At 76.5% G+C, this 16,353-nt stretch carries 5 protein-coding genes; 4 read left to right on the top strand and 1 reads right to left on the bottom strand.

Features of this window, described 5'->3' with window-relative positions:
- Positions 1 to 7 precede the first annotated feature (7 nt).
- The 4 genes from E1287_RS45860 to thiO are packed head-to-tail and all read left to right on the top strand — an operon-like array spanning position 8 to position 14,912.
- Positions 8 to 10,948: a type I polyketide synthase gene (locus E1287_RS45860; protein ID WP_131968147.1), complete on the top strand. Its 10,941-nt coding sequence runs from the start codon at positions 8 to 10 to the stop codon at positions 10,946 to 10,948.
- 50 nt (positions 10,949 to 10,998) lie between these two features.
- The gene (locus tag E1287_RS28395; RefSeq protein WP_243719492.1) at positions 10,999 to 11,580 is read left to right on the top strand and encodes an FcoT family thioesterase; all 582 of its coding nucleotides are present in this window, start codon (positions 10,999 to 11,001) and stop codon (positions 11,578 to 11,580) included.
- 13 nt (positions 11,581 to 11,593) lie between these two features.
- Positions 11,594 to 13,735: a type I polyketide synthase gene (locus E1287_RS28400; protein ID WP_131968148.1), complete on the top strand. Its 2,142-nt coding sequence runs from the start codon at positions 11,594 to 11,596 to the stop codon at positions 13,733 to 13,735.
- Positions 13,736 to 13,787: 52 nt separating this feature from the next.
- Positions 13,788 to 14,912: a glycine oxidase ThiO gene (gene thiO / locus E1287_RS28405; RefSeq protein WP_131968149.1), complete on the top strand. Its 1,125-nt coding sequence runs from the start codon at positions 13,788 to 13,790 to the stop codon at positions 14,910 to 14,912.
- A gap of 71 nt (positions 14,913 to 14,983) precedes the next feature.
- Here thiO and E1287_RS28410 read toward each other — a convergent pair.
- On the bottom strand, positions 14,984 to 16,353 hold a 1,370-nt coding region (locus E1287_RS28410; protein ID WP_131968150.1), incomplete at its 5' end, for an acyltransferase domain-containing protein.

The following is a 16,353-nucleotide window of genomic DNA, read 5'->3' on the forward strand; positions in this document are numbered from 1 at the left end:
TGCGCGCATGACTGAGCTCGGCACGCCGGAACGGCCGCTCGACACGGTGATCTCCCAGACGCTCGCCGTGCTGCGGAAAATGGACCCGTCCGGCCGGCACATCGTCACCGACGACCGCCCTTTCCTGGAAATAGGTCTGGATTCCCTGGGCCTGGTGGAATTGCATGCGAGGCTGACGGCCGCCACCGGCCTGCAATTGCCGGTGACGATCGGATTCGACTATCCGACGCCGGGCGCGCTCGCCGACTTCCTGCTCGCCGAGTCGGGCGGCGGCCCCGCGCCGTCGCCCCGCGCGGTGCGGCGGCCGGCGTCCCCGGGCGAGGACGACGACCCGGTCGCGATCGTCGGCATCGGCTGCCGCTTCCCCGGCGGGGTCGCCTCCCCGGAGGACCTGTGGCGGCTGGTCGACGGCGGCGTCCACGTCATCTCCGGCTTCCCGGACGACCGCGGCTGGGACCTCGGCGCGCTCTTCGACCCGGATCCGGACACGCCCCGCACCAGCTACGTCGACCAGGGCGGCTTCCTGGACGGCGCGGCCGACTTCGACGCCGCCTTCTTCGGGATCAGCCCGAAGGAGGCGCTCGCCATGGACCCCCAGCAGCGGCTGCTGCTGGAGGCCTGCTGGGAGGCGCTCGAACGGGCCGGGATCGACCCCGCCCGGCTGCGCGGCACCGAGTCCGGCGTGTTCGTCGGCGTGGAGCCGCACGAGTACGGCCCGCGCGTCCACGAGGCGCCGGACGGGCTCGACGGCCACCTGATGCTCGGCACCCTGCCGAGCGTCGTGTCCGGCCGCGTCGCCTACACGCTCGGGCTCGAAGGGCCCGCGCTGACCGTCGACACGGCCTGCTCGGGGTCGCTGACCGCGCTGCACCTCGCGGTGCGGTCGCTGCGGCGCGGCGAGTGCGGCCTCGCGCTGGCGGGCGGCGTCACGGTGATGTCGAGCCCCGGCACGTTCACCACGTTCAGCCGCCAGCGCGGCCTGGCGCCGGACGGCCGGTGCAAGGCGTTCGCCGCGGCGGCCGACGGCACCGGCTTCGCCGAGGGCGTGGGCGTGTTCGTCCTGACCCGGCTCTCGGCCGCGCGCCGGGCCGGGCACCGCGTGCTCGCGATCGTCCGGGGCACGGCGATCAACCAGGACGGCGCGAGCAACGGGCTCACCGCGCCGAACGGCCCGTCCCAGCAGCGCGTCATCCGCGCGGCGCTCGCGGACGCCGGGCTCACCGCCGCGCAGGTCGACGCGGTCGAAGCGCACGGCACCGGGACCCGGCTCGGCGACCCCATCGAGGCGGGCGCGCTGATCGCCGCCTACGGGCGGGAGCGCGCGCCGGACCGGCCGCTGTGGCTCGGGTCGGTCAAGACGAACATCGGCCACACCGGCGCCGCCGCGGGCGCCGCCGGGCTGATCAAGATGATCATGGCGATGCGGCACGGGATGCTGCCCGCGACCCTGCACGTGGACGAGCCGACCCCGCACGTCGACTGGTCGGCCGGGACCGTCCGGCTGCTGACCGAACCGCGCCCCTGGCACCCGGTCGAGGCACAGGCGGACGCCCCGCGGCGCGCAGGGATCTCCTCGTTCGGCGCCAGCGGCACGAACGCGCACGTCATCATCGAGGAGGCCTCGCACGACGCCGCCCCAGCGGCGCCGGCCGAGCCGCCGCCGTCCGCCGAGGGCCGGATCACCCCGCTGCCGCTGTCCGCGAAGAGCGAGCCGGCGCTGCGCGCCCAGGCGGCGCGGCTGCGGTCGCTGCTGTCTGACCCCGACTCTTCCGAGGCCCCGTCCTGGACCGACGCGGCGTTCTCGGCGGCCACGACCCGCGCGTCCTTCGAGCACCGCGCCGTCATCGTCGCCGCCGACAGGGACGAGGCGCTGCGCGGCCTGGACGCGCTCGCCGCCGGCGAGGCGGCCGCCGGTGTGGTGCGAGGCTCTGTCCCGCCTACGCGCGGCGGGACGGCTTTCCTCTTCACCGGGCAGGGCAGCCAGCGCCTCGGTATGGGAGGCGGCCTGTACGACGCGTATCCGGTGTTCGCGGGGGCCCTGGACGAGGCCGCCGGGCACCTGGACGTCCAGCTCGACGTGCCGCTGCTGGAGGTGCTGTTCGGAACCGTCCCGGACGCCGCCGCACTGCTCGACCAGACCGCCTACGCGCAGCCCGCGCTGTTCGCCGTCGAGGTGGCGCTGTTCCGGCTGCTGGAATCGTGGGGCGTGGCCCCCGGGCACGTGGCGGGCCACTCGGTCGGCGAGCTGGCCGCGGCGCACGTCGCGGGCGTCCTGTCCCTGGCGGACGCGGCGATGCTGGTGGCCGCGCGCGGCAGGCTGATGCAGGAGCTTCCGCCTGGCGGCGCGATGATCGCGGTGGAGGCCGCCGAGGACGAGGTCGCCCCCTACCTGGACGACCGGGTCGGCATCGCGGCCGTCAACGGACCGGCGTCCGTCGTCCTGTCCGGCGACGAGGACGCGGTCACCCGCCTCGCGGACCGGCTGCGCGACGGAGGCGACGCAGGCGCCGGGCGCGGGCCGCGCCGGACCCGGCGGCTCCGCGTGTCGCACGCGTTCCACTCGCCGCTCATGGAGCCGATGCTGGCCGAGTTCCGGCGGATCGCCCAGGTGATGGCGTACTCGCCGCCGCGCGTCCCGCTCGTGTCGAACGTGACGGGACGCCCGGTCGCGCCCGACGCCGAGTACTGGGTCCGGCACGTCCGCGAGGCCGTCCGGTTCCACGACGGCGTCCGCTGGCTGCGCTCGCAGGGCGTCACCGCGTTCGTGGAGATCGGGCCCGACGCCGTCCTGTCGGCGATGGGCCCCGCCTGCCTCGACCCCGGTACCGGAGACGACGCGGACGCGGTCTTCGTGCCGGTGATGCGCGAAGGACGCGACGAGGAACGCGAACTCGTGTCGGCCGTGGGGCTCGTCCATGCGCAGGGCGGCCACGTGGACTGGGACGGCGTGTTCGCCGGCCGTGCCGCCCGCCGCGTCGACCTGCCGACCTACCCGTTCGAGCGGCGGCGCTACTGGCTGGACGCCGGACCCGCCGGAACCGGACGCGACCCGAACGGGCATCCCCTGCTCGGCACGGTCATCGCCTTGGCCGAGACCGGTGGCGTCGTCCTGGAGGGACGGCTGTCGACGCGCGCCCAGCCGTGGCTCGCCGACCACGTCATCGCCGGGACGGTGCTGCTGCCGGGAACCGCGTTCGTCGACATGGCGCTCCGCGCCGCCGACGAGGCCGGCTGCGCGGCCGTTGAAGAACTGACCCTGGAGTCGCCGCTGGCACTGCCGCCCGGCGGCGAGGTGGCCGTGCAGGTCGTGGTCGGCCCGGCCGCCGAACCGGGACGCCGACCGGTGGAGATCTTCTCCCGGCCGGGCGACGCCGACGCGGACGAGCCCTGGACCCGTCACGCCACGGGCATGCTGGCCACAACGGCCCCTGCGGAGCCGTCCGCCATGACGGTCTGGCCACCAGAAGGCGCCGAGCCGGTCGACCTGGCCGACCTCGACACGGCGGGCCTCGATTTCGGGCCCATGTTCCAGAACCTGCGCGCCGCCTGGCGCGGGAACGGCGAGATCTTCGCCGAAGCCGCGCTGCCCGAGGAGGCGCGGCACGACGCCGGACGGTTCGGTCTGCACCCGGCGCTCCTCGACTCGGCGCTGCGCCCCGCCGACCTCGCCGGGGACCCGGCCGGGGACGGCGGCGAGATCCGGCTGCCCTTCGCCTGGTCTGGCGTGACCCTGCACGCCGCGGGCGCATCGTCCGTGCGGGTGCGGATCGCGCCCGCGGGCCCGGACGCCGTGTCCGTGGACGTCGCCGACACGGCGGGCGCCCCCGTGGCCTCGATCGCCTCGATCGTGCAGCGCCCCGTCCCGGCCGACCGCCTCGACGGGCTCGGCCAGGCCCGGACCGCGCCGCTGCACCGCGTCCGGTGGGAGCCCGTCGCTTCGCCGCCCGCGGCGAAGGGCGCCTGGGCCGTCCTCGGCGGCGGAGAGCTTGGCTTGACGGGCGCACCTGTCTACGCGGGCCTCGATGAGCTGCGGACGGCGATCGCGTCCGGCGCGGCGGTGCCCGAGGTCGTCGTGGCGCCAATCCCGCCGGACGAGGCGTCCGGCAAGCCCTCGGTTGCGGCGCGGGCTTCCACCGTCCGGCTGCTCGACCTGCTCCAGGAATGGCTGGCCGACGACGGGCTCGCCTCGACCCGGCTGGCCGTGGTCACGCGCGGTGCCGTCGCCGCCACCAGCGGGGAGACACCCGACCTCGGCACCGCCCCGGTGTGGGGCCTGGCGCGCTCCGCCCAGGCGGAGCACCCCGGACGCGTCGTCCTCATCGACCTGGACGCGGACGGCGGCCACGACGCGTCCCGCTCCCTCCGCACGGCCCTCGCCACCGGCGAACCGCAGATCGCGGTCCGCGCGGGCACGCCGCACAGCCCCCGGCTGACGCGGGCGTCCGCCACCGCCCCGAAGCCATCGCAGGACAAGCCGCTGTGGGACGAGGCGGGCACCGTCCTCATCACCGGAGGCACCGGCGGGCTCGGCGGGCTCGTCGCCCGGCACCTGGCCGCCGAGCACGGCGTCCGGCATCTGATCCTCACGTCCCGGCGCGGCCCGGACGCGCCGGGCGCCGCCGAACTCGACGCGGAGCTGACCCGTCTCGGCGCCACCGTCACCATCACCGCCTGCGATGTCGCGGACCGCGCGGCGCTGGCCGCGCTGCTCGCCGCGATCCCGCCCGGGCATCCGCTGACCGGCGTGGTGCACACGGCGGGCGTGGTCGACGACGGCCTGGTCGGTTCCCTCACGCATGAGCAGGTGGACGCCGTCCTGCGTCCCAAGGCGGACGCGGCGTGGCATCTCCACGAGCTGACCCGCGAACTGGACCTCCGGGCGTTCGTGCTGTTCTCCTCGGCCGCCGGCGTGCTGGACGCGCCCGGACAGGGCAACTACGCGGCGGCGAACGTCTTCCTCGACGCGCTGGCCCGGCGCCGCGCGTCGGCGGGGCTGCCCGCGACGTCCCTGGCGTGGGGCCTGTGGGCGGGCGGCGACGGCATGGGCGGCCGCCTGGACGACCTCACCCTGCGCCGCGCCGAGCGGTCCGGCCTGGCCGCGCTGTCCGCGGACGAGAACCTCGCGCTGTTCGACCTGGCGCTCGGCTCCGGCGATCCCGACCTCGTCCCGGTGCGGGTCGACCAGGCGGCGCTGCGCGCCCGGGACGAGGGCGTCCCGGCGATGCTCCGCGGCCTGGTCCGCGGCCCGTCCCGGAACCGGCCCGCCCCGGCGGCCGCCGCCGGCACGACCGGGACTCCGCTCGCGGCGCGGCTCGCGGACCTGCCCGGCGCCGAGCGGGACCGTGTCGTGCTGGACCTGGTCCGCGCCCGCGTGGCCGCCGTCCTCGGACACGACGGCGCCGACGCGATCGACCCGGCCCGCGCCTTCAACGAGATCGGGTTCGACTCGCTCGCCGCGGTCGAGCTGCGCAACGGGCTCAACGCGGCGACCGGGCTGCGGCTGTCCTCGACCCTGGTCTTCGACCATCCGACGCCCCGCGCCCTCGCGGCCCACATCCTGGCGAAGGCGCTGCCCGCCGCCCCTGCCGCCGTGACCGCACGTCCGGCGGACAAGGCCGGGACGGCGGACGAGCCGATCGCGATCGTGGGTATGGCGTGCCGCTATCCCGGCGGCGTCGCCTCCCCGGAGGACCTGTGGCGGCTCGTCGCGGGCGGGCGGGACGGCGTCACGCCGTTCCCCGAGGATCGTGGCTGGAACGTCGCGGAGCTGTACGACCCGGAGCCCGGCCTGCCGGGCAAGAGCTACATCCGCGAGGGCGGCTTCCTGCACGACGCGGCCGACTTCGACGCCGACCTGTTCGGGATCAGCCCGCGCGAGGCGCTGGCGATGGACCCGCAGCAGCGGCTGCTGCTGGAGACCTGCTGGGAGGCGCTGGAACGGGCGGGCGTCGATCCGCTGTCGGTACGCGGCGCGCCGGTGGGCGTGTTCGCCGGCGTCATGTACCACGACTGGGCCACCCGCCTCGGTGACGTGCCGGAGGACCTGGCCGGATATCTCGGCAACGGCAGCGCGGGCAGCATCGCCTCGGGCCGCGTCGCCTACGCGCTCGGCCTGGAGGGCCCGGCCGTGACGGTCGACACGGCGTGCTCGTCGTCGCTGGTCGCGCTGCACTGGGCGATGCAGGCCCTGCGCCACGGCGAGTGCTCGCTGGCCCTCGCGGGCGGCGTGACGGTGATGGCGACGCCGGACACCTTCATCGACTTCAGCCTGCAGCGCGGCCTGGCGCGGGACGGCCGGGCCAAGTCGTTCGCCGCCGCCGCCGACGGGACCGGCTGGGGCGAGGGCGCCGGGATGCTGCTGGTCGAGCGGCTCTCGGACGCCCGGCGCAACGGGCACCGGGTGCTGGCGGTGGTGCGCGGCTCGGCGATCAACCAGGACGGCGCGTCCAACGGGCTGACCGCGCCGAACGGCCCGTCGCAGCAGCGCGTGATCGCCCAGGCCCTGCACGACGCCGGTCTCGGCGCGGGAGACGTCGACGCGGTCGAGGGCCACGGCACCGGGACGACGCTCGGCGACCCGATCGAGGCCCAAGCGCTCCTCGCCACCTACGGCCAGGATCGTCCCGAGGGGCGGCCACTGTGGCTGGGGTCGATCAAGTCGAACATCGGGCACGCGCAGGCGGCTGCCGGGGTCGCGGGGATCATCAAGATGGTCGAGGCGATGCGCCACGGCGTCCTGCCCAAGACGTTGCACGTGGACGAGCCGACCCCCCAGGTGGACTGGTCCGAAGGCGACGTGGAACTGCTGACCGAGGCCCGGGAATGGCCGGTGGACGGGCGTCCGCGCCGCGCCGGGATCTCCTCCTTCGGGATCAGCGGCACCAACGCGCACGTGATCATCGAGCAGGGCCCGGAGCCCGGCGACACCGAGCAGGCCGACCCCCCCGAGGGCGGGACGAGGGTCGTGCCGTGGGTCGTCGCGGGCAAGACCGCCCAGGCGCTGCGCGGCCAGGCCGAGCGCCTCCGCGCCCATCTGGAGCGGCAGGACGGCGGCGACCCGGCGGCGGTCGGCCGCGCCCTGGCCACGACCCGGGCCGCGCTGGAGCACCGCGCGGTGCTGGTCGGCACCGCCCACGACGAACTCGTCCGCGGCCTAGGCGCGCTGGCAGCCCGGGACGCACCGGCGCCGCCCATCGTCGCGCGCGGTCCGGTGCCCGGCGGCGGCCTCGCGTTCCTGTTCACCGGGCAGGGCGCGCAGCGCGCCGGGATGGGCCGCGAGCTGTACGAGACGTTCCCCGCGTACGCGGCGGCGTTCGACGCCGTGTGCGCCCGGCTGGACCCGCACCTGGAGCACCCGCTGCGCGAGGTGGTGTGGGACGGCCAGGACCGCCTGGACGAGACCGTCCACGCCCAGGCCGGGCTGTTCGCGGTCGAGGTCGCCCTGTTCCGGCTGCTGGAGTCGTGGGGCATGCGCCCCGACCACCTGGCCGGGCACTCGATCGGCGAGGTGGCCGCCGCGCACGCCGCCGGCGTCCTGTCGCTCGACGACGCCGCGACGCTGGTCGCCGCCCGGGGCCGCCTGATGCAGGCGCTCCCGCGCGGCGGCGCCATGGTCGCGGTGCGGGCGGCCGAGGACGAGGTCGCGCCGCTGCTGACGTCCGGACGTGTCGCGATCGCGGCGGTGAACGGGCCGTCCTCGGTCGTGCTCTCCGGCGACGAGGACGAGGTGCTCGCGCTGGCCGCCCGCCTGGACGGCGACGGACGCAGAACCCGGCGGCTGCGCGTCTCGCACGCCTTCCACTCGCCGCTCATGGAGCCGATGCTCGACGAGTTCCGCCAGGTCGTGGAGCGGCTGGAGTACCGGCCGCCGGAGATCCCGGTGGTGTCCAACCTGACCGGCGCGCTCGCCGACCAGGGATCGGGCGGCTACTGGGTGCGGCACGTCCGCGAGGCCGTGCGGTTCGCCGACGGCGTGCGCTTCCTGGAGCAAGCGGGCACGGCGACGTTCGTGGAGCTGGGCCCGGACGCGGTCCTGTCGGCGATGGGCCGGGACTGCGCGGGCGGGGACGCCGCGTTCGTCCCGCTGCTCCGCCGCGACCGTCCGGAGGAGGCCGAGCTGGTCGCGGGCGTGGGCACGGCCTTCGCCCGCGGAGCCGACGTCGACTGGGACGCCTTCTTCGCCACCATGCCGGGCGGTTCCGGCGCCGTCCGGACCGAGCTGCCGACGTACGCGTTCCAGCGCCGCCGCTACTGGCTCGACGCGGGCGCGCCCGCGGGCGACGTCGGCCACGCCGGGCTGGACCCGGTCCGGCACCCGATGCTGGGCGCCGCCGTCGACGCGCCCGGCTCGGACCAGCTGGTGCTGACCGGCCGCCTGTCCGCCGGGACCCAGCCGTGGCTGGCCGATCACGCCGTGCTCGGCTCGGTGCTGCTGCCCGCGACCGGCTTCGTGGAGATGGCGTTGCGGGCCGGGCAGCGGGTCGGCTGCGGCACGCTCGCGGAACTGACGCTGGAGACCCCGCTCGTCCTGGAGGGGCGGAACGGATATGCGGTGCGCGTCGTGGTCGGCGAACCTGACGGCGAGGGCGCCCGCACGGTCACGCTGTACTCCCGGCCGGACGGCGAGCCCGCCGGGCCCGGCTGGACGCGGCACGCCACCGGCGTCCTGGGACCGGACGACCGCGAACCGTCCTTCGACCTCGCCCAGTGGCCGCCACCCGGCGCGGCGCCGATGGGCGTGACCGACGCCTACGACCGCCTCTCCGGCATGGGCTACGGCTACGGCCCCGCCTTCCAGGGGCTCCGCGCCGCATGGCGCCGTGACGGCGACGTCTACGCCGAGGTCGCGCTGCCGGACGCCGTGCGCGGCGAGGCGTCGCGCTTCGGCCTGCATCCCGCGCTGCTCGACGCCGCGCTCCACGCCGACGCACTGAGCGAGGACAGTACCGACGAGAACGGCACGGCGAGCGCCCCGTTCGTGTGGGGCAACGTGACGCTGCACGCCGAGGGCGCCTCCGTCGTCCGCGTCCGCAGCCGCCGCGCGGACACCGGGGCCCTGACGGTGGAGCTTGCCGACGAGGCCGGACGTCCCGTGGCGACGGTGGAGTCCGTGGTCACGCGCCCGGTGTCCGCCGGCCAGCTCGCGGGGGGCCGCCGTCCGCCGCTGTACCGCGTCGACTGGGTCGCGCCGCCGCGACCGTCGACGCCCGCCGACACCGTGGCGACCGACCGGTGGGCGGTCCTCGGCGCCGACCGCCTCGGCCTGGACGACCGCGTCCCGCTGTTCGCCGACCTGGCCGCGCTGGCGGACGCGGTCGGCGAGGGCACGATGCCGACGCCCGACCTGGTCCTGTTCGGCCGCCCGCCCGTGACCGCCGACGACCCCGTGACGGACGCCCGGACCGCGACGGCCGCCGTCCTGGACGCCCTCAAGGCGTGGCTGGCCGACGACCGGTTCACCAAGTCGCGCCTGGCCGTCGTGACCCGGAACGCCACCGGCGCCGACGCCGATCCGGGGCAGGCGGCGGTGTGGGGCCTCGTCCGCGCGGCTCAGGCCGAGAACCCGGACCGGTTCGCGCTCCTCGACCTGGACGGCGCGGCCGCCTCCCTCCGCGCGCTGCCGTCCGCGCTCGCGTCCGGCCCGGACGAGCCCGAGCTGGCGCTGCGCGACGGCGAGCCGCGCGTCCCCCGACTGGCGGAGGCCCCGGCCCCGGCGGCGGGCGCGGCCCCGCCGTGGACGTCCGGCGGCACCGTCCTGATCACGGGCGGCACCGGCGGGCTCGGCGCCCTGGTCGCGCGGCACCTGGTGACCGCGCACGGCGTCCGCCGCCTGGTCCTGGCCGGACGGCGCGGCCCGGCCGCGACCGGCGCGGCGGACCTGCGCGCGGAACTGACCGGCCTCGGCGCCGACGTGGACATCGTCGCCTGCGACGTGGCGGACCGCGCCGCGCTCGCCGCGCTGCTGGCGCGGATCCCCGCCGACCGGCCGCTGACGGGCGTGGTGCACCTCGCCGGAGTCCTGGACGACGGCGTGATCGGCTCCCTGACGCCCGCCCGGATGGACGCCGCGCTGCTCCCCAAAGCGGGCGCCGCCTGGCACCTGCACGAACTCACCCGCGACCTGGACCTGTCGGCGTTCGTGCTGTTCTCGTCCGCGAGCGGCGTGCTGATGGGCGCGGGCCAGGGCAACTACGCGGCGGCGAACGCGTTCCTCGACGCGCTCGCCGCGCACCGCCGGGCGCTCGGCCTTCCCGCGACGTCCCTCGCCTGGGGCCTGTGGGCGGAGCGGAGCGGGATGGGCGGCAGGCTCGGCGACGCCGACCTGCGCCGCGCCGGCGACGCCGGGATGCCCGCGCTGTCCCCGGACGAGGGCCTGGCGATGCTCGACGCCGCGCTGGCCGCCGGAGCGCCCGCGCTGGTGCCCGTCCGGCTCGACACCGCCGCGCTGCGCGCCCGGTACGACGAGCTGCCTGCGATGCTGCGCGACATCGTCCGGCCCCCGGCCCGGAAGGCGGCGGCGCGTCCCGCGAACGCGCCGGGCCAGTCGCTCGGCGAACGGCTGACAGCCCTTGACCCGGACGAGCGGGAGCGGGCCGTCCTGGACGTGGTCCGGGCCGAGGTCGCCGCCGTGCGCCACGACGACCCCGCCGCGATCGAGCCCGGCGCGCGGTTCGGCGACCTCGGCCTCGACTCGCTCGCGGCCGTGGAGCTGCGGAACCGGCTGGGCGCCGCGTCGGGCGTCCGGCTCCCGGCGACGCTGGTCTTCGACCACCCGACGCCCGCGCTGCTCGCGCGGTTCCTGCTGGCCGAGCTGCTCCCGGAGCCGGAGACCCCGCGAACACCCGACAGCGACCTCGACGACGCCCATGCCGGGGACGCGATCGAGGCGATCAGGGACATGGGCGTCGACGACCTGCTCCGGGCGGCCCGCCGCGCGGGCCCGGGCTGACCGGCCCGCGGCCCCGACACCTGCGACCTTTGAGATGGAGAGAGGCGGACATGGCGGAAGTGATGGACCGGCCGGGCCGGGTGACGGACCCGGTCCGCCACGCCAACGACCCGGAGCTGCTCACCCGGGTGCTGCGGCCCTACCGGGCGAAGAACTGCGAGTACCTGACCTCGGCGGAGATCACCGTGGCGGGCGACCCCGCCGAGCAGGGGCGCCTCGGCGCCGCCTGCACCTTCGAGATCCCCGAGTCCTGCTACATCGACGACACCGGGCACTTCAACGCCGTCGAGTTCAACATCTGCTTCAACCAGATGTTCTACTACCTGGTCGCGAAGTCGGTGAAGGAGCGGCTGACGGCGCCGTTCTCCCGGTGGAGCATGGACGACTTCTGGACGCGCCAGCTCGGCGAGATCCTCATCACCGACTTCCGCAGCGCGTTCCGCACGCAGATGCGCGGGCGGCACTTCCACGGCGAGATCGACCTCGTCGACGTGGCCGAATGGGACGGCAGCGACATCAGGGACGCGCTCGTGGTCATCCGCACCACCTGCCGGTACTGGGACGAGCACGGCGGCGACAGCCACGGCGAGGTCACCGCCGCGATCCTGAACCCGCCGCCGTCCGGCGGCTGATCCGGAGGCAGCAGTGAACGAGACGGCAGCGGACACGACGGCAGCGGACGGGACGGCGATGGATGCATGGCCGCCGCCGGGGGCCGTCCCGGTGGACACCGCGGACTTCTACTCCCGGCTCGCCGACCGCGGCTTCCGCTACGGGCCCGCGTTCCGCGGGCTGCGCGCCGCGTGGAGCCGGGGCGAGGAGATCTTCGCCGAGGTCGCGCTGGACGGCGCCCTCGGTGGCGCCGCGGCCTCCTACCTCCTCCACCCGGCGCTCTTCGATGGAGCGTTGCACACCACCCTGCTGCCGTCCCGCGACGGGCAGGACGCGCCGCGCCTGCCGTTCGTCTGGCGCGGCGTGCGGCTCCAGAACTCCGGGGCGCGCCGCCTGCGCGTCCGCATGGCGCCGGACGGCGACAACGCCGTGTCGCTGACCGTCACCGACGACGAGGGGCGGGAGGTCGCCTCGGTCGCCTCGCTCGCGCTGCGCCCGCTCGGCGGCGGCCAGGCGGACGGCGCCGCGCTGCTGCGCCTCGCCTGGAACGCCGTGCCGCGCACACAAGCCGCCGCGGGCGACACGCGCCCGCTCGCCTTCCTCGGCACCGACCACCTCGGCGTCACCGGCGCGCTGAAGGCGGCGAGCCGGCGGGTCGACGTCCATCCGTCGCTGCGGTCCCTCGACGAGGGGCTGCGCGCGGGCGGCGACGCCGTCCCCGGCGCCGTGCTGGTCTCCTGCACCGACGAGGCCGCCGAGGTGCGCGCCGCGACCCAGCGGGCGCTCGTGCTGATCCAGGAATGGCTGGCCGACGCCAGGCTGGCCGACGTCCGGCTCGTCTTCGTCACGCGGGGCGCGGTGGCCGTCCGGGACGGGCACGACGTCCCCGACCTCGCCGGCGCGGCCGTCTGGGGGATGGTGCGCGCCGCGCAGGCCGAGCACCCCGGGCGGTTCGCGCTGGTGGACCTCGACGACGCCGGGTCGGCCGGGCCCGCGCTCGTGTCCGCCGTGTCCGCCGGGGAGCCGCAGCTCGCCGTCCGCGACGGCGGCCTGCTCCGCCCGCGCCTGGTCCGCTGCCCGCCCGCCGCGTCCGGCGCCGCGTCGCGCTGGGACCCGGACGGCACCGTCCTGATCACCGGCGGCCTCGGCGCGCTCGGCGCGCACGTCGCCCGGCACCTCGTCCGGAGCGGGCGGACACGGCGGCTCGTGCTGCTCGGCCGCCGCGGCGCGGACACCGCCGGCGCCGCCGAGCTGGCCGAGGAGATCGCCGCGCTCGGCGGGCACGCGGAGATCGCCGCCTGCGACGCGGCCGACCGCGCCGCCCTCGCACGGGTGATCGCCGCGATCCCGGACCGGCACCCGCTCACCGCCGTCGTGCACGCCGCCGGAGCCGTGGACGACGGGACGGTCGCCGCCCTCACGCCCCGCAGGTTCGACCGCGTCCTGCGGCCCAAGGCGGACGCCGCGCTGAACCTGCACGAGCTGACCCGGGACCTGCCCGGCTGCGAGCTGATCCTGTTCTCGTCCGTCTCGGGCACCCTCGGCGGCGCCGGGCAGGCGAACTACGCCGCGGCCAACGCCTTCCTCGACGCGCTCGCGCACCGCCGCAAGGCGCTCGGGCTGCCCGGCGCGTCCTTGGCCTGGGGCCTGTGGGAGGGCGGGATGGCGGGCGGCCTCGGCACGGCCGACCTCACCCGCCTCCGCCGGTCGGGCCTCGCCGCCCTCACCGCCGAGCAGGGCCTCGCGCTGCTGGACGCCGCCGCGGGCCACGACCTGGCCGTGGTGGCGCCCGTCCGGCTCGACGAGGACGTCCTGCGCGAGGGCCCCGGCTCGCTTCCCGCGCTGCTGCTCGACCTCGCCGGCCCCGGCCGCGCGTCCCGCCCGCGGGAGGCCCCCGAGCTGCGCGAGCACCTCGCGCGCCTGGACGGCCCGGAACGCGAGGAGGCCGTCGTGGCGTTCGTCCGCGGCCAGGTCGCCGCCGTGCTCGGCCACGGCTCCGCCGACGACGTCGACCCGGCGCGCGAGTTCGGCGAGCTCGGACTCGACTCGCTCACCACGGTCGAGCTGAACAGGCGGCTGGCCGCCGCGACGGGCCTGCGGCTGCCCGCCACCGTCGCCTTCGACCATCCGAGCGCCGCCGCGCTGGCCGGCCACCTGCACCGGCTCCTGACCTGACCAGGCAGTTCCCCGGACGGCGCGGCCGTCCGCCCGACGAAGGGACCCGACCATGCACGTGGTGATCGTCGGCGGCGGCGTGATCGGGCTCGCCGCCGCGTGGCGCGCGCTCCGCGCCGGGCTGACCGCGACGGTGATCGACCCGGCGCCCGCGAGCAAGGCGTCGCACGTCTCGGCGGGCATGCTCCCGCCCGTCACCGAGCAGGTCCACGACCGCGGCCCGCTGCTCCGGTTCTACCTGGACTCGCGCGACCGCTACCCGTCCTTCGTCGCGGAACTGGAGGACGACGCGGGCCGCCCCGCCGGGTACCGCCGCGACGGCGTCCTCGACGCCGCCTTCGACGGCGCCGACCTCGCCGAGCTGCACCGCCTCCGGGACTTCCAGATCTCCCTCGGCATCCGCACCGAGACCCTGGCGGCCCGCGACTGCCTGGACCTCGAACCGCGGCTCGCCCCGTCCGTCCAGGGCGGGCTGTTCGCCCCCGACGACGGGTCGGTCGACCCGCGGCGGCTGACCGCCGCGCTGATCGGCGCCGTCCGACGGCGCGGCGGCGACCTCGTCACCGACGCGGTCACCGGCGTCGTCACGGCGGGCGGCCGCGCGACCGGCGTGCGGCTGCGCTCCGGCGGCACCGTCTCCGGCGACCGGGTCGTCCTCGCGGCGGGCTGCTGGACGCACCGCCTCGGCGGCCTCCCGCCCGGCGCCGTCCCGGAGATCCGGCCCGTCAAGGGGCAGATCCTCCGGCTGCGCTCGGACCTGCCGTTCCTCACCCGGACCACCCGCGGCGTCGTCGCGGGCACCTCGGTGTATCTCGTCCCGCGCCTGGACGGCGAGCTCGTCATCGGCGCCACCTACGAGGACGTCGGCGACGACACGGCCGTCACGGCGGGCGGCGTCCAGGACCTGCTCGGCCGGGCCACCGCCGTGCTGCCCGGAGCGACCGCGCTGGAGTTCGCCGAGGCGAGCACCGGTCAGCGCCCGGCGGCGCCGGACGGCCTCCCGGTCCTCGGCGAGACCGCCGTCCCGGGCCTGCTGCTCTGCACGGGCCACTTCCGCATCGGCGTCCAGCTGACGCCCGCGACCGCCGACGCGCTGGTCGCGCTGCTGACCACCGGTGAGCTTCCCGAGTCGGCCGAGCCGTTCTCTCCGTCCCGCTTCGCGACCGCCACCGCCTGACCGCGCTGACCCGTCTAACGGCTCGGGGCCCTCATCGGCATCGATGAGGGCCCCGAGCCGTTTCCCGGTGTCTAGACGGGCATGGCCGCCGGGGCGAGCGTGCCGTCCGCGTTCTGCGTCCAGGACGTGTCGTCCTCGCCCCGCGTCCGGACGGTGATCGACCTGCGGCCCGACGCGTCCGCCGGGCCGATCAGCAGGTGCAGCAGGACGGCGCCGCGGGCGTCGAACGTGACGAGGGTGTGCAGCACGAGCTCCTCGATCTCGTCGCAGCCGGTCAGCGACGCGCCGTGCATGGCGAGCTCGACCAGCGCCGTGCCGGGCAGCAGGACCGTGCCCATGATGGTGTGGTCGGAGAGCCAGGGCTGAGAGTCCAGGGAGATCCGCCCCGTGAGCAGGCGGCCCCCGTCGGGAAGCTCTGTGGTGGCGGCGAGCAGCGGATGGCCCGTGGCGTCGAGCCCGAGCCCGGCGGCGCTGCCGGTCGCGACCGGTGCGTCCAGCCAGTAGCGCCGACGCTCGAACGGGTACGTCGGCAGGTCCACGCGGCGGCCTTCGCCGATCATCGCCGCGGACCAGTCCGCGTCGCCGCCGCACGCGAGGGCCAGGGCGCCGGTGAGGGTCTGCGCCTCGGGACGCCCGGGTCGCAGCAGCGGCTCGATGACAGGGTCGGTGTCGGTGGCGGCCGTCCGCGCGAGCGCGGTCAGCACGCCGTCCGGTCCGAGTTCGAGAAACGCGGTGACGCCTTCCCGGTGCAGGGCCTGGACGCCCTCGTGGAACCGGACGGCCTCGCGCACGTGCCGCACCCAGTAGCCGGGGGTCGCGATCTCCGGGCCCGCGAGGTCGCCGGTCAGGTTGGACACGATCGGGATCTCCGGCGGACGGTACTCCAGCCGCGCCGCGACCTCGCCGAACTCCTCCAGCATCCCGTCCATGTGGGGGGAGTGGAAGGCGTGGCCGACGCGCAGCCGATGCGTCTTCACGCCGCGCTCCTTCCACTCGTCCGCGATGGCCAGGACGTCGTCGGCGTCGCCGGAGACGACCGTGGCGCGGGGGCCGTTCACCGCCGCGACCGAGACGTCGCCGCGCAGCGTGCCCGCGACCTCGTCCGCGCCGGCCTGGATCGACACCATCGCGCCGCCGGGGCGGGTCTGTTGCATGAGGCGGGCGCGGGTGGTGATGAGGGTGGCGGCGTCGGTGAGGGTGAGGGTTCCGGCGAGGTGGGCGGCGGTGAGTTCGCCGAGGGAGTGTCCGAGGAGGTAGTCGGGGGTGATGCCGAGCGTTTCGAGCAGGCGGTGCAGGGCCGTCTGCAGGGCGAACAGGCTCGTCTGGGTGTAGAGCGTCTGGTCCAGCAGGTCCTCCTGGGACGTGTCGGCTTCCGCGAAAAGCACCGGCTTGAGCGGGTGGGGGAGGTGGGGGTCGAGGTGGTCGCAGACGTGGTCGAGGG

Origin of the sequence: Actinomadura sp. KC06 (assembly GCF_004348735.1) — a bacterium.
Lineage (GTDB): Bacteria > Actinomycetota > Actinomycetes > Streptosporangiales > Streptosporangiaceae > Spirillospora.

Bases quoted from the DNA above. Each gene is read 5' to 3' on its own strand.
- E1287_RS28395 (WP_243719492.1), top strand. From the start codon at position 10,999: ATGGCGGAAGTGATGGACCGGCCGGGCCGGGTGACGGACCCGGTCCGC.
- thiO (WP_131968149.1), top strand. From the start codon at position 13,788: ATGCACGTGGTGATCGTCGGCGGCGGCGTGATCGGGCTCGCCGCCGCG.
- E1287_RS45860 (WP_131968147.1), top strand. From the start codon at position 8: ATGACTGAGCTCGGCACGCCGGAACGGCCGCTCGACACGGTGATCTCC.